At 60.3% G+C, this 23,032-nt stretch carries 17 protein-coding genes and 7 pseudogenes; 11 read left to right on the forward strand and 13 right to left on the reverse strand.

Going from position 1 to position 23,032, the window contains the following annotated elements; translation table 11 throughout:
- From AC5J09_RS00005 to AC5J09_RS00020, 4 genes are all read left to right on the forward strand, one after another.
- Positions 1 to 318, forward strand: a 318-nt coding sequence (locus AC5J09_RS00005; RefSeq protein ID WP_494296493.1) for a hypothetical protein, incomplete at its 5' end; no start/stop codon positions are given.
- A 78-nt stretch (positions 319 to 396) separates the two neighbouring features.
- Positions 397 to 945 (forward strand): RNA polymerase sigma factor, encoded by a 549-nt coding sequence (locus tag AC5J09_RS00010; protein ID WP_494296495.1) that lies wholly within the window; start codon positions 397 to 399, stop codon positions 943 to 945.
- The gene (locus AC5J09_RS00015; protein ID WP_494296497.1) at positions 942 to 1,391 is read left to right on the forward strand and encodes a hypothetical protein; all 450 of its coding nucleotides are present in this window, start codon (positions 942 to 944) and stop codon (positions 1,389 to 1,391) included. Before AC5J09_RS00010 ends, AC5J09_RS00015 begins: the two co-directional genes overlap by 4 nt.
- Complete coding sequence (locus tag AC5J09_RS00020; protein ID WP_494296498.1) at positions 1,388 to 1,789, forward strand: periplasmic heavy metal sensor; 402 nt, start codon at positions 1,388 to 1,390, stop codon at positions 1,787 to 1,789. The genes AC5J09_RS00015 and AC5J09_RS00020 overlap by 4 nt, the downstream gene beginning before the upstream one ends.
- A 179-nt stretch (positions 1,790 to 1,968) precedes the next feature.
- On the opposite strand, the pseudogene AC5J09_RS00025 reads toward AC5J09_RS00020, so the two are convergent.
- Both AC5J09_RS00025 and AC5J09_RS00030 read right to left on the reverse strand, forming a co-directional pair.
- Positions 1,969 to 3,427, reverse strand: a pseudogene (locus AC5J09_RS00025) (ISKra4 family transposase).
- Between the two features lie 248 nt (positions 3,428 to 3,675).
- Positions 3,676 to 4,164, reverse strand: a complete 489-nt coding sequence (locus tag AC5J09_RS00030; RefSeq protein ID WP_494296499.1) for a pyridoxamine 5'-phosphate oxidase family protein — start codon at positions 4,162 to 4,164, stop codon at positions 3,676 to 3,678.
- A gap of 558 nt (positions 4,165 to 4,722) precedes the next feature.
- On the opposite strand from AC5J09_RS00030, the gene AC5J09_RS00035 reads away from it, so the two are divergent.
- A complete protein-coding gene (locus tag AC5J09_RS00035) occupies positions 4,723 to 5,328 on the forward strand; it encodes a biliverdin-producing heme oxygenase (RefSeq protein ID WP_494296500.1) in 606 nt (201 codons plus the stop codon).
- Positions 5,325 to 7,460, forward strand: a complete 2,136-nt coding sequence (locus AC5J09_RS00040) for a histidine kinase dimerization/phosphoacceptor domain -containing protein (protein ID WP_494296501.1) — start codon at positions 5,325 to 5,327, stop codon at positions 7,458 to 7,460. Before AC5J09_RS00035 ends, AC5J09_RS00040 begins: the two co-directional genes overlap by 4 nt.
- Before the next feature lie 31 nt (positions 7,461 to 7,491).
- On the opposite strand, the gene AC5J09_RS00045 is transcribed toward AC5J09_RS00040, so the two are convergent.
- The 10 genes and pseudogenes from AC5J09_RS00045 to AC5J09_RS00090 all read right to left on the reverse strand — a co-directional run bounded on the left by AC5J09_RS00045 (position 7,492) and on the right by AC5J09_RS00090 (position 15,862).
- Positions 7,492 to 7,941 carry a DUF982 domain-containing protein gene (locus AC5J09_RS00045; protein ID WP_494296502.1) on the reverse strand — a complete coding sequence of 150 codons (450 nt, stop codon included), beginning with the start codon at positions 7,939 to 7,941 and terminating at the stop codon, positions 7,492 to 7,494.
- 23 nt (positions 7,942 to 7,964) lie between these two features.
- Positions 7,965 to 8,647: pseudogene (locus tag AC5J09_RS00050) on the reverse strand (transposase); the annotation flags it as partial.
- A gap of 329 nt (positions 8,648 to 8,976) precedes the next feature.
- Positions 8,977 to 9,273 (reverse strand): annotated as a pseudogene (locus AC5J09_RS00055) (type II toxin-antitoxin system RelE/ParE family toxin); the annotation flags it as partial.
- A 31-nt stretch (positions 9,274 to 9,304) separates the two neighbouring features.
- Positions 9,305 to 9,574, reverse strand: a complete 270-nt coding sequence (locus AC5J09_RS00060; protein ID WP_201271331.1) for a type II toxin-antitoxin system ParD family antitoxin — start codon at positions 9,572 to 9,574, stop codon at positions 9,305 to 9,307.
- A gap of 165 nt (positions 9,575 to 9,739) precedes the next feature.
- Positions 9,740 to 9,946: pseudogene (locus AC5J09_RS00065) on the reverse strand (hypothetical protein); the annotation flags it as partial.
- Positions 9,947 to 10,117: 171 nt separating this feature from the next.
- Positions 10,118 to 11,521 (reverse strand): CehA/McbA family metallohydrolase, encoded by a 1,404-nt coding sequence (locus AC5J09_RS00070; protein WP_494296503.1) that lies wholly within the window; start codon positions 11,519 to 11,521, stop codon positions 10,118 to 10,120.
- A 7-nt stretch (positions 11,522 to 11,528) separates the two neighbouring features.
- A complete protein-coding gene (locus AC5J09_RS00075) occupies positions 11,529 to 12,632 on the reverse strand; it encodes an ABC transporter ATP-binding protein (protein ID WP_494296504.1) in 1,104 nt (367 codons plus the stop codon).
- A gap of 13 nt (positions 12,633 to 12,645) precedes the next feature.
- Positions 12,646 to 13,476: a carbohydrate ABC transporter permease gene (locus AC5J09_RS00080; protein ID WP_338280925.1), complete on the reverse strand. Its 831-nt coding sequence runs from the start codon at positions 13,474 to 13,476 to the stop codon at positions 12,646 to 12,648.
- Positions 13,476 to 14,384 (reverse strand): carbohydrate ABC transporter permease, encoded by a 909-nt coding sequence (locus AC5J09_RS00085; protein WP_324764995.1) that lies wholly within the window; start codon positions 14,382 to 14,384, stop codon positions 13,476 to 13,478. Before AC5J09_RS00085 ends, AC5J09_RS00080 begins: the two co-directional genes overlap by 1 nt.
- A 116-nt stretch (positions 14,385 to 14,500) precedes the next feature.
- Positions 14,501 to 15,862 (reverse strand): extracellular solute-binding protein, encoded by a 1,362-nt coding sequence (locus tag AC5J09_RS00090; protein ID WP_494296505.1) that lies wholly within the window; start codon positions 15,860 to 15,862, stop codon positions 14,501 to 14,503.
- A gap of 232 nt (positions 15,863 to 16,094) precedes the next feature.
- Between AC5J09_RS00090 and AC5J09_RS00095 the strand changes: the two genes are divergently transcribed.
- Both AC5J09_RS00095 and AC5J09_RS00100 read left to right on the forward strand, forming a co-directional pair.
- The gene (locus AC5J09_RS00095) at positions 16,095 to 17,135 is read left to right on the forward strand and encodes a LacI family DNA-binding transcriptional regulator (protein WP_494296506.1); all 1,041 of its coding nucleotides are present in this window, start codon (positions 16,095 to 16,097) and stop codon (positions 17,133 to 17,135) included.
- Positions 17,136 to 17,146: 11 nt separating this feature from the next.
- Positions 17,147 to 19,081: a DUF5054 domain-containing protein gene (locus AC5J09_RS00100; RefSeq protein WP_494296507.1), complete on the forward strand. Its 1,935-nt coding sequence runs from the start codon at positions 17,147 to 17,149 to the stop codon at positions 19,079 to 19,081.
- Positions 19,082 to 19,126: 45 nt separating this feature from the next.
- On the opposite strand, the pseudogene AC5J09_RS00105 reads toward AC5J09_RS00100, so the two are convergent.
- A pseudogene (locus AC5J09_RS00105) lies at positions 19,127 to 20,513 on the reverse strand (ISL3 family transposase); the annotation flags it as partial.
- A 58-nt stretch (positions 20,514 to 20,571) separates the two neighbouring features.
- Here AC5J09_RS00105 and AC5J09_RS00110 point away from each other — a divergent pair.
- From AC5J09_RS00110 to AC5J09_RS00120, 3 genes and pseudogenes are all read left to right on the forward strand, one after another.
- Positions 20,572 to 20,867, forward strand: a pseudogene (locus AC5J09_RS00110) (transposase); the annotation flags it as partial.
- 301 nt (positions 20,868 to 21,168) lie between these two features.
- Positions 21,169 to 21,786: a type IV toxin-antitoxin system AbiEi family antitoxin domain-containing protein gene (locus AC5J09_RS00115; RefSeq protein WP_494296508.1), complete on the forward strand. Its 618-nt coding sequence runs from the start codon at positions 21,169 to 21,171 to the stop codon at positions 21,784 to 21,786.
- Positions 21,779 to 22,646: pseudogene (locus AC5J09_RS00120) on the forward strand (nucleotidyl transferase AbiEii/AbiGii toxin family protein). The gene AC5J09_RS00115 and the pseudogene AC5J09_RS00120 overlap by 8 nt, the downstream one beginning before the upstream one ends.
- Positions 22,647 to 23,032: the final 386 nt, after the last annotated feature.

A 23,032-nucleotide genomic window follows, 5' to 3' on the forward strand; every position in this document is an offset into this window, starting at 1 on the left:
CCGGCCATGTCGGCCGAGTGGACACGCGATACGCGGAACGGTGGGCAGATCACGCGCAGTGTAACAAGGGACGGCAACGTCTATTCAGGCCAGACGACGCGCGTCGGGCCGAATGGTGCAACCTACACGTCGAATTCGACCTGCCGTGACGGCCTTGCGAACCGGTGCCGGCGCAGCTATTCCGCAACTTGCCCGAACGGCCGAACCTACTCCGGCAATACCTTGACGGCGCGAGGCCCCCATGGTGTGCGGTCCATCGGCGTTCACACCGGGCCACGCGGAAATGTCGGCATCGGCTTTCGCCGCCACTCAAGGTAAGTCGGCGTGAGCCAAGCGCGTGCCCCGGAAATCGCAAACCTGCCGGAGCGCGTCGACGACGAGGCGCTGCTGGCCCGCGTGGCTGCGGGAGAGCAGCTTGCTCTCCGGCAGATGATAGACCGGCACGGACGCGGTCTACGTCTGTTCGTCGGGCGCTATCTTGGTGGTTCCGATGAAGCCGAGGATGTCGTGCAGGACGTCTTCATTTCGGTCTGGAAAAACGCGGAGCGTTTCGATCCGTCGAAAGGACGCGCGACCACTTGGATCTATCGGATAGCAGCAAATCGCTGCATCGACGTGCGGCGTTGGCGCAAGTTCCGCATATTCATCGGATTCGAGGAGGCTCATGAAGCATTTCCTTCAGACGACCCAGATGCGGATACATGGATGGGTGCGCGGCAGGAGTTAGCCATTGTTCGCGCCGGCGTTGAGAAATTGCCGGAACGGCAGCGCATGGCGCTGCTCCTCCGTGCAGTCGCCGATCTTGACGTTCCCGCGATTGCGGAAGTGATGGAGACGAGTGCCGGATCAGTAGAGCAACTGCTTGTCCGAGCGAGGAGAACGCTGCGCGCCCAGCTTTCGGGGGCTGGGGCGTCTGAAGAACAAAATGAAAGGACATCAAAATGAACAGGGGCGAATTCGAAGGCTTGAAACTCCGGTTTGGCATTGACGTCGAGTCTTGGCCGGCGCCTTTTCGGCGCGAGGCGTTGTCGTTCCTTGCGCTGGCTCGACATGATGCGTCCAGCGAGGACGAAAGGCTCGACCGTCTCATACTTAAGGCAACGGTCGAGCCGACCGACGAGCGTGCGCTCGCTCGCAATGTCATGGCCAAGATCGCGCAGCCGAAGCGCCGAACCTTTGGCATAGCGATTGATTTTGGATCGTGGTCGATGCCGGCGACAGCCGCGAGCATGGCCCTTGCTCTTACCGTGTCGGCGGTCGGCGGCTACGTCGCCGCAGGAGTCGAAACGGAAATTTCCGACAACGCTCTCTTGGCCTTTGCTGTGGGCGTACCGCCTTCCGAACTTGCAGAGTCGATTACCGTCACACGAAGCAACGGAGGCCGCCTGTGAAACGGTTTTCATGGCTGCGAGCGGTCCTGTTCGCCGTCTTCGCAGCTTCGCTAGTCGGGAACTTCTTTTCGCTCGGCTACATCCTGAAGAGCCAGCTTGACGCACCCGCAATGTCCATCCTCGCCGAAGGTGCGTTCTCTGCATATCCCGAAGAAGTTCGCGTCGAATTCCGTCGGTTGCTTCGTGAGAACAGGGCGCGGACCGTTGCAGCACTCGGGAAGCTGAGAGGCGCGCGTCGCCAATTGGCGTCGGTGGCGGGTACGTCGCCGCTCAACGAACCGGATGTCACGAAGGCGATGACCGACGTGCGCGAGGCGACCGAAGCACTCCAGCGGCTGATCCAGGACCTGCTCTTGCAGGCGCTTCGCTCGACGGAGCGTACAAAATTGCAATTCTGATTGGTCAAGATGTGAACGATCGTCCGGGGGCGATATCTTGGCGCGGAAGCAGCGCGCCGCCAATACCCCGCTGGTACGGATTGCGCCGTCGGCAAGCTTTTAAGCTCTCGGGAAGGATTAAGCTCACAAGGGATTGACGCAAAGCCCGTTACAGAAGGAGACCGGTAACTTGTCTGGGGCTAGGCGGCGCGCAGGAGCGGCGGTTTGGGATTGAACAGGGAAGGCACGTTCGGCCCTGGCTGTCGGAACGGCGCCCGCAATCGCTCGCGAAGCTCACCGTTGATCTCGGCCGTCCGAACCTGCAAGAGCATGTGAGCGCCATAGAGCGTCCAGCGCATTTGCTGCTTCTTAATCATCCGCTTGCCGATCAACGAGTTCACCGCTGACTCGGCGAGGGTGGTGGCGACGCGAAGCCCGGCTCGATAGCGCTGTCCATAGTTGACGATCGCACCACGGTTCGAACGAATATAGGTCAAGAGCTGCGAACCAAGGCTGTGAAGCCTTGCGAGCGAGAAAACACCTTCTTGCTGTGAGGACTTCAGCCGTGCCAAGAGTTCCCTCGAGATCAAGGATGGCGCGATCGACACGTCCGTGCCACAGGCGCCATTTCACGGCTGTGATCTCCCTGTCGATTGACGAAAGGGTCTCAGCGAGCTCTGGTTGGGATCGTACCATGAAGTCCGCGATCTGCTGCATGGGCTGGACCCGCATGGCAATGTGGAACCAATCGATAATATTGGTTGTCGGTTTCGGCATGGCGCGAGGCAGGCGCTTGAGGATTTCAGCGCCATCCGAGAGCACGGTAACGTCGCCAAAACCGCAATACCCCTCCCGTCGAAGCGCATGCCAAGTTCGATCCCGGATTGCCTTCTGCTCGGTGTTGGCAGTGACGAAATAGCGGCCGCCGGCATCGCCCCTACCGCCGCGACCGCATCGGGCCACAACGAGCTCGAAGCTTCGCGCTGAATTGGGTTCGGCGCTACGAATATGGGCCCTGTCGATGCTGATGACGAACTCTTTGCGTCGATCACCAGGAAGCGGCATTTCGAGTTGATGCCGCTCCTCCATCGTCCTTGTCGCGAGCCATTCTTCATTTGCAATCTGGTTGTCGATCCGCTCGCCGACCTTAATCGTACGCTTGCGCACGGTCGCATGCGTCTCGGTTGGCTCAACAGGATGAAACTTGGAGAGTACATTCGCTGCCTGCCTGTAGGACATAACGCTTCCCAGCTGTGCCGTCAGCTCCATCAGCTCAGACGTGGCCCGATCGGGGCAGATTTCCTTCAGTGGCGCGAACGCACCCACTATGCCTGGATAGCAATCGCTGCACATCATCCAGCGGGGATTGCGAACCCTCACTGTGCCAAAGACGGTTCTGATGCGGCGCGTGGTGTAATCTTTGACTGCCCGGAAAGTCTGGCAGTCCGGGCAGACCCGGCGATAAAGGGAATAGGTCTCGCTTTCGTGGTTCACGACGGCGTTCTGCAGCGCTTCCATAATCTTCTTGCCGTCCTCGATCGATAGGCCGAGATCACCATCAAACAATTGCTCCCAGCTCTTGTCGATGCGGACCTCCTTTCGGCAAGTATCACCGAACTCATTCCTGCCCTCGATCGTGATCGTCCATTCCACTGCCATCGGCACCTCCTTCATCGAGGCAACCAAGATGGCCCAACCGGCACTAACAGTTCGTGCGCACCCCAGAAAAGTTACCGGTCTCAAATCTCAAATTAACTGCCAAGTCTCAAATTAAGTGTCAGGCTATCTTATTGAAACTATTGTCGTCAGAGTCTTGCAGTTAAATGCAAACGACACCTCAAGAGTTTGTGAAAACGTTGGGAGTCAGTCTTATCGCTGCGTTCCGCTGCTCGTCCCGATTGCAAATACTAAGATAGGTCGACCTTCGCCATCTTGTCCTTGTAGTCGTCCTTGGGATCAAATCCGAGCAGCATTTTTACGCCCGCCACCATGCTAGACGCATCGGCCCAAACCTGGCCGCGATCGGGATCGAGCCGCAAAAGAGCTAGCTTGGGATCGTCCTTGCCGCCCTCGTACCAGGCGGCCACGAACCAATTCCACAGCCTGTCGACAACAGCCTTGTCGGTGTCGACGCGAAGGCTGCCATGTACGGCGGCGAAAATATCATGGTCCTTTGAGGCGAAGGTCGCGACCGCGCGGTCATCGCCGCGCAGTTGCTGCACCAGATCATTGTCCTTCGCGGTAAAGAACCAAATTGGACCGCCTTCGTCCCCTTCCAACTGCGCAGTCATCGGGCGGGTGTGGCCTTCGTCCAAGCCGACGATGCCGAGCATCATCGTCATATCAGATTTCAGTGCTTTCCAGAACTTGGTTTCCAACTCGGCCGGCTTGGTCATCTGTTTCTCCCGTGGCTTTGCGCAAGGGACCAAACGATACGACAATCTCAACGGTTCCAAATTCTGCTCCACGTAACCAAAGCCGATGGCGGCCTGCCATGTCAGTTCATCACGTCGATGGAGCTGTTGAGCAGAATGGCAAAAGCGCCCTCGCGACACAGGAAACGAACAGCCAAACGGCCAGCATGTCACGTCCCCATGCCGCCGCCAAAGGATCCCTCTGGCATACCTGCAAACTTCGGAACATTCTGCAAGTACGGCTGTTGGCAACGTTCATAAGTAACTCTGAACAGGAAGGAAACGTCATGCAATTCTATTAGCTGCAACATTTTCCGTTGACATGGCCATCGCTGGACCGGCTTATACCCAGACACAGTCGGATGCGGGCGCCCAACATCCATCAGTTTTATACTGACGAATCCATGGGCACGATGCGTTCCGAAGCAGAGATCAAGGCTACCTACGAAGCTTTGGCCGAGTCCGATTAGAGGGAGAAGCGGTCAAGTTGTCCCACTCCGCGCGATCTCTCCGCCTTCGCCTCGTTCCGTGAATATTGCAGTGTTCGCGGCGACAAAGGAAATCACATTGGGGCTAGAAAATCAAAAAAGTGCGGAATCGACGGCAATAAACCACCTTCGCCAGGTTACCGGCGAATTGCACCGTCGTCTTGAAAGCCGCTTCGACGCAGTTACGGAACTGGCAGATGCGGCACGCCGGCCGTTGATCATTCGACGTTACGCCGCGCTCCATAGTCCGGCCCATACAGCACTTGCTCCGAAACTCGACGGAGTGGACGGGCTTGACTTTGCCGCTCGCATTCGCGCGTGGCGCGCTGTTAGATGGCCTGCATCCGATGCCTGGGCGATGCCTCCTTTTCCCGAACCGGCGGACCGGTGGGAGGCCCTGGGATTCCTTTATGTCGTAGAAGGTTCAACTCTCGGCGGCCGGTTTATTCTGCGTGAACTCGAGGCGAAGGGGATAGCAGGCCCGGAACTCTACTTCCTTGATCCGTACGGCCGCGCAGGCGGGCGCATTTGGCGGTCGTTGCTCGGAGTCCTGGAACGGGAGGGTTCGCGTGGTCCAACCTACCTTGAGGGCATCTGCCGCGGTGCAATGCGCGGTTTTCTTCATGCCGAGAGAGTTCTGTGCGGAGATTCTGTGTGAACCAGCAGAGCATAGACACATGCAGTTGCGACCGGGAACCGATTCACATCCCGGGATCAATTCAGCCGCATGGCCTACTCCTCGTCGTCGACCGGGAATCCGGAAGGGTGACCCATGCTGCGGGAGATATTGAGAGCCGACTGGGAACGCGCGAATGGCAAGGCGCGGGGCTCGAGTATTTGCTCGGCGCGGACGCCGCGTCCGCGGTCATGACGCCGGAGGCGCAGCTGCCTCGGCAGATTACGCCGCCGCTTGCCCGCGAGGCGTTCGATCTAAGCGTCTTGCGAGGAGACCGCGAGCTTCTCGTTGAGCTGGAAGCAGCTGCGCCGACACATCTCATGGCCGCGCTGCTGCCGAAGCTGGAGGCCGCGGGCTATGCTTTCGAGAAGGCAGCAGACATGTCGACGCTCTTGGCCTCAGCTGCCCAGGCATTCCGCGGGCTCACCGGCTACGACCGTGTGATGGTCTATCGCTTCCTGGATGACGATGCCGGAAAGGTGGTCGCCGAGGATGCCTCGCCGGACCAGCACTCGTTCCTGAACCACCATTTTCCTGCCAGCGACATCCCCGCACAGGCGCGGGCGCTATACGTCCGCAATCTGGTTAGGGTCATTCCCGACGTCCACTACCGGCCTGCGCCTCTCCGGCCCGAACGTCCCGCAGATGATCCGCTCGACATGAGCGACTGCAGCCTCCGCAGCGTCTCGCCCATTCATGTCCAATATCTGAAGAACATGGGCGTGGCGGCATCGGCATCCTTTTCCATCGTCAAGGACGGCGCACTGTGGGGCCTCGTCGCCTGCCATAACGCCACGCCGCGCATGCTCCCGCTCGATATGCGCGGAGCATGCCGCGCGCTCGCCGCCGGGCTGGCGCGTCAGATCAAGTCGCGCGAGGACACAGACGCCTACAGGGAGCGGGTTCGTCTGCGGACGTTCGAGGATCGCATCGTCGAACTCCTTCTGCGCGAAGGCTCACTCGACAATGCACTTTCAAAGCATCTTCCAGAAATTCAGAAGATGCTCGGCGCGGACGGCGTCGCCGTGTTGCGCGGCAACGAGGCGGTAACAGCCGGCAAATGCCCCTCCGGAGCCGAGATCCAATCGCTTACGGGCTGGATTACCAAAAATGCGTCCCATCCGGTCTTTTCCACCAATGAGCTGGCAGCGAAAGCTGCGCTGCCCGAAGCGGCTGGACCGCTCGCGGCCGGCCTGCTCGCAATGACCCTGTCAGTAGCCGAGCCGTGGATGGTGCTCTGGTTCCGTGCCGAGGCTGTCGAGACTGTCAATTGGGCGGGCAATCCGCACAAGGCGGCAACGCCCGGTCCGAACGGTGTCCTGACACCCCGAGCAAGTTTCGAGGCCTGGAGCGAGACCGTGCGCGGCAAGGCACGACGCTGGAGCGTTCCGGAGGTGGAGGCCGCCGAGCGCCTGGCGGTCGCGATCCAGAACGTCTGGCAGACCCGGCGCATTCGCGACCTCAACAAGGAACTAATGCACCTGGTTGAACAGAAAGAGGGCTTGCTGAAGCAGAGGGAGTTCCTGCTCGGCGAGGTAAACCACCGTGTCCAGAACAGCCTCATGCTTGTCTCCAGCTTCCTGTCCCTTCAGGCGCGGGAATCCTCGGATCAGGCAACCCGCGACGCCATCGAGGAGGCCCGGCGGCGGATCTCGGCGGTTTCCCTGGTGCATCGGCGGCTATACGGGTCCGACCAAATCCGCACTGTCGACGGGGCTCGGTACGTTGAAGAGCTGCTAAATGATCTCCTCACATCCTTCGGCGAGGAATGGCGCGCGATGGTGACGCACGATCTGGAGCCCGTCCTTCTTCCGAACGATCGGGCGATCAGCATGGGTCTGGTCCTGACCGAACTCGTAATCAATGCGAACAAGTACGCCTATGGCGGCGCGCCAGGTCCGCTGCAGGTAGCCTTGACGGAGAACGGAAATGCCTTCCGGCTGACCGTCGCTGACAAAGGTGTGGGGCGCAGCGTGACGAAAACGGGATTTGGCTCGCGGATGCTCGACGCACTCGTGCATCAGCTGGGTGGAACACTCGAGTTCGGCGACAATCAGCCGGGGACACGCGCGGTCCTGGCCGCCCCGACTGGCGCTGCTCTACCGGAGGGCTGAAAGCGCATGATGCCTGGAGCAACCTGAATGATCACGGCCGCCGCGACTGGCGCGATGATCGCCCCGCCTTGCGACTTCTGCAATCCCTGAAACGCACTGGTTCGACGTACCACGAGGCGATCGGTCGAACTTGAGCTACCGCCTGCCCTCCACAATCCAGCCCAGCTTCGGAACCCAGTCCACGTCGCCAACCAGGAACCCGGCCTCGGCCGGCCGCCGCCCTGAACGCTTGCCGGGCATCGGCCACGTCGCAAACACCCTCAAGCACCAGTTGGTAGGCCTGTCGGGCCGCTTGCGCGGTGAGCCTGTTAAGCGCGTCGTCGGGCCATTCCTGAAGAAGCCATTCCGCCGCTTCTCTTGCGTGCCCACGTCGCGGACATCCCCAGTGCGGTGGCCATGCACACACACCGCGCGATCGAAAGGCTGCTCCTCGAGCATCGTCATACTCACATCCCGATCTACTGCTCTGCGGGGTTGTCACTTAGCAATTAAACGGGTTCATCCTCAAATTCTGTGATTCAGCGGCAGCATTCTCGCCCTCATCAGTTCTGGGCCGGCGCGACCGTACATTGCTCGTTTCAGCATCTTGAGGCAGTTGATCTGCCCTTCCGCTTGACCGTTGCTCCAGGGGAGTTCGATTGCATTTTTGACGGCATCGATATCCCGGCGCAAAACGCTGGCGAAGCGCAATGATCGACGTGAGTTCGGTATCATCGATCCATTCATCCAGTGCCTCCGAGCTCCTGCTGCGCAAGATGCCGTTGAGGCGCATGGCCCAGGTCACGCATTTTGGCGAAGACCGTCGAGCCCTGCTTTAAGGCATTGACCTTTCCGGCCTGACGATCTGTCAGCAGGCCGCGCGGTTTTATGCATAAAGCTGCGGCCACCACAGACGAGATCATATGGCCGGTGTCAGGATCGCGCGCGGGGTCTGAAACATCCATATCCGGAGGCGGCTCGTCGGATTGAAGGTTTGCGACTTCACTCCACACCTGCAACAGGCGCTCCAGATTGGAGCGGCTGCCCGTGTAACCGCAGTTCTTGATATCGTAAAACAAATGGCGCCCAACGCGGTTTCCATTTTTCCAGCATTCAGCCAGGAAAGCTTCAAAATACAGTGGCGATGTCGGATTCAATGCCGCCCGAATTCTGTCTCAAGGTGCATTGGAAGTAAGCCAATTCGCGATGACACCCTCACTCAACGTGATCACATTTTCGAAGAGCGAAAAAATTCAAGGGTGTTCACCCCAAAGAGCGAAACATACGAATATCGCTCCAGACCTAGTTTTTTGGCTGCGCTGTTTCCAGTTGCTTGGTCCGTGTATATGTTTGCCAACTCCCCATCTGCCTCGGATACATAACACTTCTGGCTCTTCGCGATGTAGAAAGCGCGAGATTTCGTCATTCACAAGCTTCACTGTCATCGCCACCAAGTTATTCACAGTTCAAAAACCGTTCTTCAATTTTGAATTACCAGATAACTCGTGGGGTCGCCTATTCTCTGCTAAGCGCCAGACTAGTGATTTTTATCTGTTCGACTCATGATGGCTTCGTAGTCGCGACCGCCATAGAAAATGTTCACGACCACCACAGTTTCTTCCTCAACCCGATAGAGAATGACGGCGGATTTCTCGAAAGGGACCATCCGTATGCCTAGCCCGAGGTCTTCCCGCGCCACACCGCCGCGCGGTGCATCGCCTATGCGTTCACAGCGCTCGAAGACCCGATCGGTGAATGCGGCTGCCACAGAGGCGTTGCGGCTTGCCTCCAGGATGTACAGAAACACGTTGTCAATGTCGGCGATCGCCTCAGGGCGGTAAACAACCTCGAAACGCTTCCAGCGCTTAGCTTTGGTGCTTGGCGTAGAGGCTGTTGAGGTGCTTCCGGACCTCTCGACCCGTCAGACTCGGACGGGGATCATCAAGGGACTGGCGCACGCGGGCCCTGATCGCGGCCAGGCGCTCCTCGTGCTCTTCCTCGTCCCGAAGAAGGGCGCGCACCGCCGCGCGCATGGCCTCGCTTGTGGAGCCGTAAAGACCCGCCTCCACGCGCGCCTTGATGGCGTCGGCCATTTCCGTGGGAAGGGTAATGCTCAGTTTTTCGGCCATGCTCATGCGTCCAGCTTTCCTTGCTCTTATGAGAGTAGGATAAAATCCTACCTGACGCCACCTGAAATTGGCGCCGTCGATCGCGGCGGGCCACGCCAAATCGCGGAGACCGGTAACTTCTCTGGGGTCGAATACGGGTTGTTAGGCCCGAGCAGTCCATCATCGTCGCTTTGTTCGGAGCGAAAGCGATGGCCGTGCAATGGACGATTCCAGCGCCAGAAAGGAGATCGCGCCAATGGCGGTCTGGGAAATGCGTTCGGAAGAGAAGCGCCGGGCGCTCTTGGCGGTGAAGCGCAGCGCATATTCTTCAAGCGTCTGGTTGGCGACCCAACGATTGTATCCCCCCCGGACGGGAATGATGCGCTGGCGTGCCGCCATGGGGTCCTAACGTGCTGTCGCGGGAGTCTCTGCCTTTTTTCTTAGAACGGAATTTTTCTGCTTAAAATTGGTGCAATCGTAAAATGTGCCGGTAAGGTGGAAAATATGAGCGTGCCGAAATCGGATGCCCCATACTTTGAGAATGAGATCAGTTGCGGAGTGCAGCGGCCGTTAGTTGGGCCGGCAATAGATCGGATTGCTGATGGCCCGGCGGATCGTCTGTTTCGAGAGATCGTGCTCCGAGAGCACCCAGGGCAAATTTTTGCCGTGCAGGGCCTCCCGGAATGTCTCAACGATCGCGCTCCGGTTGGCGGCCGCGGCGATTTCGGTCCGCAGGAACCGATCGGGCGAACCGGCAAAGTGGGCGGTCCAGTCGTCAGCTTCGATGGTCTCTTCACCGACGATGCCGGAGGCGTCGAGCCACAGCAGCCGGTCGCCCTTAGCGCCGCGAACCAACGCCTCGGCCACAACGTGGCCGCTGACGCTCGATCCCATCGGTTCGCCGTTGGCGGTGAGTTCCAGATGCGGTCCCGTTGGGCTTTCCGTCACATACCCGCGACCGGATTTCATGGCGTCGAGCACGGCTTCTTCGGAAAGCTCTTCCATGTAGAGCACGGTCGTTGGCCGCGCGAGCACCAGCGGTCCCTCGGGCATCAGCCGCGCCGGCTGGTGGAAATCGCTGCCGCCGATGGCGGAGATCTTCAGGCCTGAGGCGAGGCGCTGCTGGTAGCGCTCGAGCGACACCCAGTTCCAAGCGAGCCAATGGGATTGCCAGACCTCCATGCAGTCGATCTTAGGCAGTTCGTAGTCCCAGGGGATGGTCGGCTTGTCGTGGTTGACCGAGAGCAGGCCGCCGCGCTCATGCACCATGCTTGCGAGTGTGTGGGCATGTTCCGGCTTCGTCATGCGAAAATCGACCCAATCGTCGACGCCGAAGACATTGGCGTGGCCGACGGCGGTGGTGATTTCCATGGCGCGGATGAAGATGAGGTCGGCGGAGGAATGCGGATGGAAGTAGCGCCGCTGGGTGATGGTGTTGTGGTCGGCGACCGCAAGGAAATCGAGACCCGCCTGCTTGGCGGCGGCGTGCAGCAGTTCGGGCGAGCCAGCCGCATCCGAGTGGAAGGTGTGGCAGTGCAGATCGCCGCGATACCATCCGGACTGTTTGCGTACGGGGAACGTTCTTTCCGGCTGCGGCACGATGGGGCGCGGGATTCTGTCGAAATCGACCGTCACGCGAACCTCGGCGCCTTCTTCGGGGATCTTGTAGAGGCCGAGCATCACCTTCCACTGGCCGGGCGGCATCTCGCCGTGAATGTAGCCGGGCGTGGCGTCGTCGGTGGCGATGAAGAAACGGTCACGCGCGCCACCGCTCCAGCCGCGAAAACCTTGGCCGGTCGGATACTCGGTCGCCCGCGGATCAAGCGCGCCGAGATCGATGATGCATGCCTCTGACTTCGGATAGCTGAGCGTCGCGTCGATGCGCGTTACACCTTCGGGCACCTCGAAGGGCAGATAGAAATACGGATCGGCCGCCTGATGCTTACGGGTGATGCGCACGGCAAATTCCTGCATGGCGGCCTCAGCGTTCGTCTGCCGCGGGAATGCGGGCGCCGCTGTCGTCGAAGAGGGTGATGTGCCTGGCTTCGAAGACGAGATGGACCGAGGTTCCGACCTTGATCTCGTCGTCGGTGAAGATGCGCGCGGTGACGCGACCGTTGTCGCCGCGCTCCAACGTGACGAGGCTCTCCGGCCCCATGTTCTCGTTGGCGAAGAGTTCGCCGGAAACCACGTTCAGGTCGCCTGCGGCCGCGATACGCAAATGTTCGGGGCGGACACCGAGTGTCATCCTGCCTGAATTCGCCGCCTTGGCGATGGCGTCGGTGAGCGCGATCGGTGCGAGCTTCAGGCCATCGGCGCGCAGGTGCAGGGCGCCTTCGCCGATCGATGTCTCGACGGGAACGAGGTTCATCGGCGGGTTGCCGACGAAATTGGCGACGAAGGTCGTTGCCGGCCGGCGGTAGATTTCGATCGGCGGCGCGAACTGCACGATCCGGCCCTTGTCCATGACGGCGATGCGGGTTGCGAGCGCCATGGCTTCGGCCTGATCGTGCGTGACATAGACGGCGGTCATGCCCATGTCGCGCTGCAGATGATTGAGGAAGCCGCGCGCTTCGAGCCGCAGCTTGGCATCGAGGTTCGAAAGCGGCTCGTCGAAAAGATAGACCTCGCTCGGATAGACGAGCGCACGTGCCAGCGACGTGCGCTGCTGCTGGCCGCCGGAGATCTGGCTCGGCAGCCGCTTCATCAGGTCGCCGATCTTGAGGACGTCGGCCACTTCCTTGGCGCGGGCGTGGCGCTTGGTCTCCTGCTCGCCGCGCACCTTCAAGGGATAGGCGATGTTGTCGGCGATGTTCATGTGCGGGTAGAGCGCATAGTCCTGAAAGACCATGGAGATGCCGCGGTCCTTCGGATGCAGGTAGGTGACGTCGCGGCCGCCAATCATCACCCGGCCAGAGGTTGGCGTTTCGAGACCTGCGATCATGCGCAAGCTCGTCGTCTTGCCGCAGCCCGACGGGCCGAGCAGGCAGATGAACTCGCCGTCGGCGATCTGGAAGGTGATGTCGGGCACGGCGACGAAGGCGCCGAAGGTCTTGGAGATGTTCTGGAATTCGACAGAGGCCATGACGGGTTTCCGATTACGACTTTATGCCACCGAAGAACCGGAAACCGAATTTCCAATTCACGAAGAGGTAGAGGGCGATGACGGGGAGCGAATAGATCAGCGAATAGGCGGCCAGCAGCGTGACGATCGGCGTGCCGGCTTCCGAGTAGAAGGAGTAGATGGCGACGGATGCCGGCATCAGCTTGTCGCTGCGCAACAGGATGAAGGGGATGAGGAAGCTGCCCCAGATGTTGACGAAGGCCCAGACGACAACCACGACGATGCCCGGCCGGATGACCGGCAGCGCCACATCGAAGAACGCCTGGAGCGGCGAGGCGCCGGCGACCATCGCGCTCTCTTCATAGGAGCGCGGGATGGCGTCGATGAAATCGCGAAGAATGAACATCGCTGTCGGCAACAGCCCGCCGGCAAAGACGAGAATGACGGCAAGATGGGTGTCGATAAGGCCCGCTGCCGAGATGATCAGGAAAATCGGCACCATCGCCGCCGAGCCTGAAACGACCGACGAGAAGAGCAGCAGGATATAGGTGACTGCGCCCTTGCCCGGGATCGGCGAGCGCGAGAGGGCATAGGCCGCAAGCGTCGCCGCCGCGCCGACCAGCACCACGCCGCCCGCCGCCTGGATGAGGCTGTTCAGCAGCGCCTGCATCGCGAAGGTGTTCTGGAAGACGGTGGCAAAATTCGAAAGCGTGAAGGGTGAGGGGATGGCAAGGCCGAGTTCGGCACGGGCATTGAAGGGCGCAAAGATGAACCAGACGAGCGGCAGTGCGAAGATCGTACCGAGGAAGGTGGCGGCGGCGGCAAAGATCGCGCGCCGCACGAAGATGTTCTGAAACTTCTGCATCATTCCGCCTCCACCGGCTTCTTGTGGGCAAGGCGAAGGTAGACGAGCGCGAAGGCGAGATTGATCAGCATGATGACCACGCCGACGGCAGCGCCCTTGCCGAACTCGAAATCCTTGAACGCGATGCGGTAGGTGTAGATCGACAGGATCTCGGTGCGATAGGACGGCCCGCCATGGGTGAGCAGGAACGGCGTGAAGACGTTGAAGGTCCACATGGTGATGAGGATCAGGTCGGTGACGACATGACCGCGGATCAAAGGCAGCGAGATATCGCGCAGCTTCTGCCAAGACGTGGCGCCGGCGACGTCGGCGGCTTGAAAATAGCTCGGGGGGATCGACTGGAAGGCCGAGTTGAAGAGCATCATAGAGAAGGCGGCGCCCCGCCAGGTGTTGAAGAACACGATCACCCAGAACGGTTGCTGCAGCAGCCAGTCGCCCGGAGGCAGGCCGAGGCCGCGCAGGATCATGTTGAGGGTGCCGTTGTCATAGTCGAGGAAGGCGAACCAGGCAAAGCCGATCACCACCTCCGGCAGGATCCAGGCGGCGATCACCGCGGTCTGCAGGAAGGATTTGAGCGTCGGCGTGACCGTCTGGCTGAGCCAGGCGAGCAGCAGCCCGAGCAACGCCTGGCCGATCAGCGCCGAGAGCAGCACGAACTGGATCGTCAGGATCAGCGAAAACCCGAACTGGCCGCGGGTAAAGAAGGTCGCCGGATTGAAGAGCGCGAAATAGTTCTGCAGGCCGACGAAATCGGGGTCGACGGCCGTTCGGCCGAGCAGTGTGCGGTTGGTGAAGGAAACGAAAATCACCCAGAAGAAGGGAACGATGACGAAGACCCCGACGAGGGCCGTGGCCGGTGCCAGAAAAAGCGCCCCGGCGCGCGTCGAAAGCAGGGAGAATTTCTTCATGCGCGTTTCATGCCCATATCCTGGATCGGGAGCCCGGCCACGGATGGCAGCCGGGCGCTCTGTCGTTGGATCGAAGCGGGATGAGGGCACCGTTGCGGCCACATCCCGCATTGGCTTTAGAGCGTGCTGACGGTGTTTTCTTCACCGACGATGGCGATGACGGCCGACTTGTACTGGGCCATCGCGTCCTCAGGCGAGAGCTCGCCGGAAACGACGCTTTCGGTCATGCGCTGGATCTCTGTCGAGATCTTGTTGTAATTGGCGTCGTTCGGACGGGCCGTGGTGATTGGTAGCAGCGTCGTTGCCGTTTCCGTCAGGAACGGCGAGTTCGGGATCGCCACGTCGTCGCGGATGCGGATGGCGGGCTGGATTTCCTGGAACGCGTCGAGCTGCTCCTTGCTGTTCATGAACGAGAGCAGCGCCCAGGATTCGGCAGGCGCGTCCGTATGCGGATTGATGACGAAGCCGGTGCCGCCGGACATCGTGACGAAATCCTGGCCGCGTAAGCCCTTTCCGGGTGCTGCGGCGGGCATCTTCTTCCAGGTCATGGTGTTGTCGCGATCGGCGACGGCGAATTCGGCGCCGGGCGCTGTGACCGAGCGATAGAACCAGTCGCCCTCGACGAGCATCGCCGTCTTGCCATCGCGGAAATTGGCGAAGGTGCGGTTGCGGCCGTCGGCAAGCAGCTGCGCGCGCTGGTCGCCGAGCTTGTCGTCGACATAGATGGTCTTGTAGAGCTTCAGCGTGTCGAGGATGCCCTGGCTCGACACGATGTATTTGCCGCTGTCGTCGGTGACCTGTTCGCCGGTGCCGAGCAGCGCCATCCAGTAGCCCTGCATCGTGGTCGCCTCGCCCATGGAGACGCCGGCGTTGAGCTGCAACGGGAAGCTGTCGGGGGCGACCGCCTTGATCTTGCGGGCGGCGTCGAGCAACTCATCCCAGGACTTCGGCTGCCAGCTGTCGGCATCGAGCCCAGCCGATTTGAAGAGGTCCTTGCGCACGAAGATCATGCGGGCGTCGGTGCCGAGCGCGATGCCATAGGGCTTGCCCTGGTAGCTCATCAGCGCCTTGGTGCCGTCGGAGATATGCTGCCAGCCCTCCCACTTCGGAACGTCCGGGCCGGCCACTTCCTCGAGCGACTTCAGGAGATTGCCCTGGACGAAGCTCGGGATCAGGAAGCCGTCGAAGCCGGAGACGTCAGGGCCGGCGCCGGTGGAGAAATCGAGCGCGAGCTGCTGCGTCAGCTGCTCGTCCTCGCCGCCGAACTGGGTGAGCTTGACGGTGACGTCCTTGCCTTCGGCCTTCATCTTCTCGGTAAAGGCCGGAATGACCTTCTTTTCGATCCACTCGGCCATGCCGCTGTTTACGCCGCCAATGATGCAGCGGCAGGTGATGTTGAGTTCGGTGGCGCTCACTGGTGCTGCAAAGGCGATGGCCGCGGCTGCGCTGAGCAATAGGGAATGAAACCTGGTACGCATGCTTTCTCCTCCCGGTCGATCCACTCAAGGACCAATGTGTCTGGCTGCGACAGTCCGTCCCTCCTCCAGGTCCGGCGTCCCGACGACGGTCAAGAATGAACACGCTTTCATCTTTGTCAACATGGATCATGTGTTCCGTTGGTAAAAAACGGCGGAATACCTATTCCGCTTGACGAAATCGTCGCGTTGCTCTCTTTTGTGAATGAACACGTTTTCATTTTGTGACGGATAGATGAACGAGCGCGCCGACAAGAAAGCTGCCCGAGCCACCGCAGACCAGGTGGCGCGCGAGGCCAATGTTTCCCGTGTGGCGGTCTCGCGGGCCTTCAACCCGAATGCGTCGCTGAAGCCGGAAAAGCGCGACCGCATCCTGCAGGTGGCGCGGGAGCTGAACTACACGCCCGACATGGCGGCACGCTCGCTGGTGACCGGTCGCTCGCATCTCGTCGGAATGATCGTGCCCGACGTCTGCAGCCCCTGGGAGAGCCAGGAGATCGACGCGTTGACGACGGCGCTGCAGGCGGAGGGCTTCGCGACGCTGCTCTTCAAGGCCAAGGCTGATTTCAGCATGGATCCGCGCCTGCTCACCTATATGCGCGGCTTCAATCCGGATTCCGTGATCGCCTTTACCGAGAACATCCTGCCCGATGTGCTCTGCGGCTTTCTCGACCGCGCCGTGCCGATCTACGTGATCTACGACGACGTGAAGCAGTTTGCAGGCGCCGCATCCGGTACGCTCTATGACCGGCTGCTCGTCCGGCAGAAAAACGGTATCGAACAGGCGGTGGCCCTGCTTCAGGGCTATGGCGCGCGCCGCATCGCCTATCTCGGCGGCAAGGCGCAGTCGCTCGCCAATGCCGAGCGCGAGCGCACACTGAAGGAGACGCTCGCGGAGCGCGGCATGGATGCGCCGATCCTGCTTGCCGGCGATTACACCTACGACACCGCCTACCAGGCAACGCTCGATCTGTTCCGCATCGGCGAAGGTGCCGATGCGATCTTTGCGGCCAATGACGTCGGCGCCTTCGGCGCGATCGACGCGCTGCGCCACGAGCTCGGGCTTTCGGTGCCTGAGGACGTCAAGGTCGTCGGTTTCGACGACATCCCGCAGGCGCACTGGAAGAGCTACAACCTCACCACCGTGCGCATCGACCTCGAAGAGCGCGTGCGTGCGCTCGTCCGCCTCATCCTGATGCGGCTTCGTGCGCCCGATTCCGAGCCGTTTACCGAGACACTCAACACCCGCCTGATCGTGCGGGGCACCGTCGGCTGAAGGTAGCGAACATGACCGAAAAACGCATCCACGTCGTCTTTAAGACCCATCTCGACATCGGTTTTACCGATCACGCCGAGAAGATCCGAAAGCAGTATCACGAGCGCTTCATTCCGCAGGCAATCGAGACCGGCGCGCACTTCTACAATGAGAACCCGGACGAGCCGCTGTTCGTCTGGACGACGGGCGCCTGGCTGATCTGGGATCACCTGAATTCTCGCTCGAAGGAAGAGGTCGCCCGCCTGGAGCAGGCGATCGAGCGCGGCCTGATCCGCTGGCACGCGCTGCCCTTCACCACCCATACGGAGCTGATGTCGCCGGATCTTTTCAAGGCGGGGCTTTCCTATGCGCAGGAGCTGGACCATCGCTTCGGCCTGAAGACGATCGCCGCCAAGATGACCGATGTGCCCGGGCATACGCTCGGCATGGTGCCGCTGCTGGCCGAAGCCGGCGTGCGCTTCCTGCATATCGGCGTGAACTCCGCTTCGCCGCCGCCGGAAATCCCGGATATTTTTCGCTGGCGGGCGGCGGGCGGCGAGGAAATCGTCGTCATGTACCAGCGCTCCTATGGCGAGACCTATTTCCCCGAGGGTCTCTCCGACGGCTTGAGCTTCGCCCATACCAGCGACAACATCGGCCCGCAGAGCGTGTCGCAGACGGCCGAAGCCTATCGCGAGATCCTGAAACACGAGCCGGGTGCCGCCGTACGCGCGGCGACGCTGGAGGACTACGGCAGGCTTATTTGGGAGGCGCGCGAGCGTTTCCCGGTGGTGGAAAAGGAACTCGGCGACAGCTGGATCCACGGCAGCGGCACCGATCCGGAAAAGATCGCCCGCTATCTGACGCTGCAGCGCCTCTACGACCAATTTGCCGGCGAGCGGATGACCACAAGCCGCCAGGCCTTCGGCCGCAAGCTGGCGCTGATCGCCGAACACACCTGCGGCGTCGACATCAAATCCTTCCTGCGCGACGAGAAGGCCTGGGCACGCCCCGCCTTCGAGGCGGCGCGAAAGACTGATCCTCGCTTCCATTATACCGAAGCGTCCTGGGCGGAGCAGCGGGCCTATCTCGACCAGGCGGTTGCGGAGCTGGACGGCGACGATGCGGTCCGCGCCGAGGCGGCCCTTGCCGAGATTGCCGTTCCATCACGGCCCGAGGCGACCGAGGCTGCTACGCGGCTCGATGTCGGCGGCTGGATCATCGAGCTTGATCCGGTAACCGGCGACGTTTCCGCGCTGACTGCGCCCGACGGTCGGACGGTCCGTGGCGCCAACGGTTCGCTGATCGCCTATCGCTACGAAAGCTATGACGCCGGCGACGTTCGCCGCCACATGAATACGTACCTTACACATTGGATGGATTGGGCGGTGCTCGACCACGACAAGCCCGGGCTTGCGAAGGTTGGCGAAGCGCGCTCGCAGGCCTACGCGCCCAAGCTCTACGGCACGACCGCAGCATCCGTCCTTGCAGTCATGCCGGCAGAAGCGGTGGAGCAATTGGGCGCGCCTGCCGAAATCGCCATCGAATTTTCCGCCGGCAAGGACGGGCTCGATGTCCGGCTGTCCCTCTATGGCAAGAACGCCAACCGTATGCCGGAAGCGAGCTTTCTGTCGTTCACGCCCGAGGGACGTTCTGCCTGGGATGTGTGCAAGATGGGGCACTGGCACGCCACCGGCAATTTCGCCCGCGCGGGCGGTGCACAGCTGCAAGCGGTCGTGGCGGTGAGGGGGCGCTCGGAACCGGGCGTCGAGCTGATGGTAGAAAACCTCGACACGCCGCTGGTGGCGCCGCAGTCGTGGCCGTTCATGGCCTTCTGCAAGGACCTGCCTGACTATTCCGCCGGTGTCCGCTTCAACATCCACAACAACAAATGGGGCACCAACTTCCCCATGTGGTGGGGCGGTGATTTCACCACGCGCTTCAAGCTTAGCTTCAGCGGTCGGTGATCGTCAGCGACTGCGGTGTCGCTTGGCAGTTAAACGGGTTCATCCTCAAATTCTGTGATTCAGCGGCAGCATTCTCGCCCTCATCAGTTCTGGGCCGGCGCGACCGTACATTGCTCGTTTCAACATCTTGAGGCGGTTGATCTGCCCTTCCACTTGACCGTTGCTCCAGGGGAGTTCGATTGCATTTTTGACGGCATCGATATCCCGGCGCAAAACGCTGGCGAAGCGCATGATCGCCGTGAGTTCGGTATCAATGGCATCGTCGATCCATTCATCCAGTGCCTCCGAGCTCCTGCTGCGCAAGATGCCGTTGAAACGCATGGCCAGGCCACGCATTATGGCGAAGACCGTCGAGCCCTGCTTCAAGGCATTAACCTTTCCGACCTGACGATCGGTCAGCAGGCCGCGCGGTTTTATGCACAAAGCTGCGGCCACCACAGACGAGATCATATGGCCGGTGTCAGGATCGCGGACGGGTTCTGAAACATCCATATCCGGAGGCGGCTCGTCGGATTGAAGGTTTTCGACTTCACGCCACACCTTCAACAGGCGCTCCAGATTGGAACGGCTGCCCGTGTAACCGCGGTTCTTGATATCATAAAACAGATGGCGCCCAACCCGGTTTCCATTTTTCCAGCATTCAGCCAGGAAAGCTTCAAAATATAGCGGCGATGTCGGATTCAATGCCGCCCGATTTCTGTCTCGAGGTGCATTGGAAGTAAGCCAATTCGCGATGCTGCGGCGCTCGTATCCGGTCCGCCTTGCAATCTCGCTGTAGGTGAGGCCCTGCTGGCGCAAAGCTTGAAGCGTGTCGAATATCTCCTGACGGGATTGCCTGTGCGCCAAGCGGGCACGGCGCTGTTGTGACCTGGCGCTGGCGATCGCATCTTCGAGAATGGGTCTGACATGGGCGTGACCATAAACGCTCATCTGTTCCTTGATTGCCTCCCTGAGATTTTGAACCAGATGAAAACGGTCAGCTACCTGGCGGGCCTGCGGTGCGCCCTCCCGGGCTGCCTGGGCATATAGGCCACAGCGATCTCGGCTAACGACCTCGATAGTCGGACGTTCTCGCAGCCATGCTTTTGCGCTCTCGACGCTGCGGTCGTCCAGAACATCGACGACCCAATGGCGCTCGAGAATCGACCATGATCGTGCCGTACCGCGAGGAATGCCGCCAGCTCCAATCATCAATGCCCACGACCCGGATATTGTCTTTTTGTATGGACGCCGGATTATCGCGCTTCAATTGCCGCAAGATCGTGTCGTCGCTGACCGGCATGCCGAGCCGATGCATCAAGTATTCACCCGGGCGACCGCCCATCCTGTGGCCAATCAAGCCCACTATTTCAGCCATCCGTTCAGTTCGTCGCATGTAGGGCGAAGCAATCTCGGGCAACCTGTCGGTGAACGTCCGTCGTGAATTAGCCCCCGAAAGGCCCGGACATGCTCCACCACTTAGCTAAGTGGGTAGGAGTAATGTTGGTAATATGACTAGCAGCAATTTTAAGATGGAAGTCCTCGCCGGGCCGGAACGTCGGCGGCGCTGGAGCACGGCAGAGAAGCTGGCGATCATCCACGAGACCTATGAGGCGGACGCGACGGTGAGCATCGTCGCGCGTCGGCACGGCATCCAGCCGAACCAGTTGTTCGCCTGGCGCAAGCTAGCGTCCCAAGGGGCTCTGACGGCGACGGCCGCCGAAGAGGAGGTCGTTCCGGCTTCCGAATACCGGGCGCTTAGGCCCAGGTGAAAGAGTTGCAACGCTTGTTGGGCAAGAAGACGATTCTGACGTTCGGCGCATGCACAACTCGACGCCCTCCTTCTTGTGGCTCAATCTGACTGCTCTTGGCTGGGGGTAGATTTCTGTGTAATTGCCGATGAAGATGCCGGCTAATTCCTACGCTTCGTGCCGGACTTGATGTATTCGGGTTTGTCGCAGTCACTCGACCTGCCCAGTAGTCCTTCGTCGAGAAGTGCTAAATTTTTCTTCATGGTCACCGACCGCGCAAACTGAGGCTTTCTCAAGTCTGTGAAGGGTGATACAAATCCTCGGACAATAGGCTCTATTCTCCGAGTTTCCGTATCAATGTCTGGCTCCGTCACTCAACGTCAAATCGCCCGGACCGTGCTCATTGAGCGCGGAATAGCACGCCTAGCGGAGCTTCGGAACGCTGGTGTCACAGCGGCAACCATGAGCCGGATGGAACGGGATGGTGAGGTGCTGCGGCTTGCTCGGGGTCTCTATCAACTTCCCAATGCCGAGCTCGATGCCAACCATAGTCTGGCAGAGATAGCCAAGCGTGTTCCGAAAGCCGTTGTCTGCCTTGTTTCAGCTCTGGCATTCCACGGCCTGACCGATCAGCTGCCGAAACAGGTGTGGCTTGCCATAGGCCGCAAAGACTGGGCGCCGAAACCAGATGGCACACCAATTCGTATTGTGCGTTTCACGGGAAGCCTACTCAACGAAAGCGTCGAAACCCATGTCATTGAAGGCGTTACGGTGAAGATTTTTGGAGTTGCCAAAACAATTGCCGATTGCTTCCGCTATCGCGGCAAAATCGGCCTTTCTGTGGCGATCGAGGGACTTCAGGAAGCGCTGCGGCAGCGCAAGGCCACGCCCGGCGACATTATTAACCAAGCCGAACGCGGTGGTGTCGGCACCGTGATCAGCCCTTATCTCGAGGCACTGACCGCCAATGGCTAAGGAAATCAGAAATGTCGGCGCCTCGGTGCGCGCCCGCCTGCTGCAACTCGCCAAGGCAAGCGGGCAAAGCTTTGATCTGGTTCTGACGCGTTTTGCCCTCGAGCGGTTGCTGTTTCGGATCAGCCAATCGCCCCATGCTGGTCGTTTCGTGCTGAAGGGCCATGCTGATGATGAGCTGGTTCGACGATCCGCACCGCGGCACGCGCGACCTCGACCTTCTGGGATTTGGTGATCCCGAACCGGACCCGATGCTGGAGACATTTCGGGCATTCCTGGCGCACGAGGTTGATGACGGTGTCATATTCTATGCCGACACCCTGCGGGTGGATCGCATCCGCGAAGAGCTGGAGTATGGTGGGCTCCGGCTACGAGCGGTCGCTTCGATCAGCGGCGCCCGGATCAACCTGACCATCGACATTGGCTTTGGTGATGCGCTTGAGCCCGGGGCGGAGATGCTGGACTATCCTTCGATGCTGGATTTCACAGCGCCACGACTCCGGGCCTATGCGCGGGAGACGGTCATCGCCGAAAAGTTCCAGGCGATGGTCATGCTCGGGCGTGTGAACAGCCGGATGAAGGACTTTTACGACATCTGGCTTCTCAGCAGGTGCTTTGATTTCGATGGTGACAGGCTGGCGCGCGCAATCGCCGCCACCTTCGAGCGCCGCGAAACGCCGATCCCAGAAGGCCCACCAGATGCTTTGACGGATGCTTTTGCTAAGGACGTTCAAAAGCAAAGGCAATGGCGCGCGTTTGTCGAAGGCGTTGCGCACAATCCGGGAGATCTGACGCACGTCACAGTGAAGATTGCCGCATTCCTGATGCCGCACGCTATTGCCGCCGCGAAGCTGGGAAAATAATGAGCTTGGCTTCAGACCGTCGAACTGTTGGAGAAATGGCATGACCGGCTATTCGACGATTCCGTTACCTGCTAAATCCCCTCGGGGGAATCCGTACTACGCTGCCTCCCAGACCTGATTGAGAATCCGGGCCGCGAACGTCGCCTTATCCTGCGGCAGGAAACGACCATGGATGTAGTCGCAGATGGTAGGCATCGTAATCAGCGGAGCTTCGCTTGGAAACTGGCCAGCCACTCCTGCGCCATCGCTGAATAAGGTGCTCTTGGTGGAGGATCTAGTCCAAATGCAACAATGACGTGTGAAGGGTACGCCGCCGGATCGGAGACCGTCCACACCAACACTTGAAAATAGAATGTACCTTATGTGCCCCGTAGATCGCATGATGT

The organism is Sinorhizobium sp., assembly GCF_059070375.1.

What these genes read in the sequence shown, in the direction of transcription:
- AC5J09_RS00015 (WP_494296497.1), top strand. Translation starts at nt 942, where the DNA reads ATGAACAGGGGCGAATTCGAAGGCTTGAAACTCCGGTTTGGCATTGAC.
- AC5J09_RS00030 (WP_494296499.1), bottom strand. Translation starts at nt 4,164, where the DNA reads ATGACCAAGCCGGCCGAGTTGGAAACCAAGTTCTGGAAAGCACTGAAA.
- AC5J09_RS00060 (WP_201271331.1), bottom strand. Translation starts at nt 9,574, where the DNA reads ATGAGCATGGCCGAAAAACTGAGCATTACCCTTCCCACGGAAATGGCC.
- AC5J09_RS00070 (WP_494296503.1), bottom strand. Translation starts at nt 11,521, where the DNA reads ATGCAGGAATTTGCCGTGCGCATCACCCGTAAGCATCAGGCGGCCGAT.
- AC5J09_RS00075 (WP_494296504.1), bottom strand. Translation starts at nt 12,632, where the DNA reads ATGGCCTCTGTCGAATTCCAGAACATCTCCAAGACCTTCGGCGCCTTC.
- AC5J09_RS00080 (WP_338280925.1), bottom strand. Translation starts at nt 13,476, where the DNA reads ATGCAGAAGTTTCAGAACATCTTCGTGCGGCGCGCGATCTTTGCCGCC.
- AC5J09_RS00085 (WP_324764995.1), bottom strand. Translation starts at nt 14,384, where the DNA reads ATGAAGAAATTCTCCCTGCTTTCGACGCGCGCCGGGGCGCTTTTTCTG.
- AC5J09_RS00090 (WP_494296505.1), bottom strand. Translation starts at nt 15,862, where the DNA reads ATGCGTACCAGGTTTCATTCCCTATTGCTCAGCGCAGCCGCGGCCATC.
- AC5J09_RS00095 (WP_494296506.1), top strand. Translation starts at nt 16,095, where the DNA reads ATGAACGAGCGCGCCGACAAGAAAGCTGCCCGAGCCACCGCAGACCAG.
- AC5J09_RS00100 (WP_494296507.1), top strand. Translation starts at nt 17,147, where the DNA reads ATGACCGAAAAACGCATCCACGTCGTCTTTAAGACCCATCTCGACATC.
- AC5J09_RS00115 (WP_494296508.1), top strand. Translation starts at nt 21,169, where the DNA reads ATGTCTGGCTCCGTCACTCAACGTCAAATCGCCCGGACCGTGCTCATT.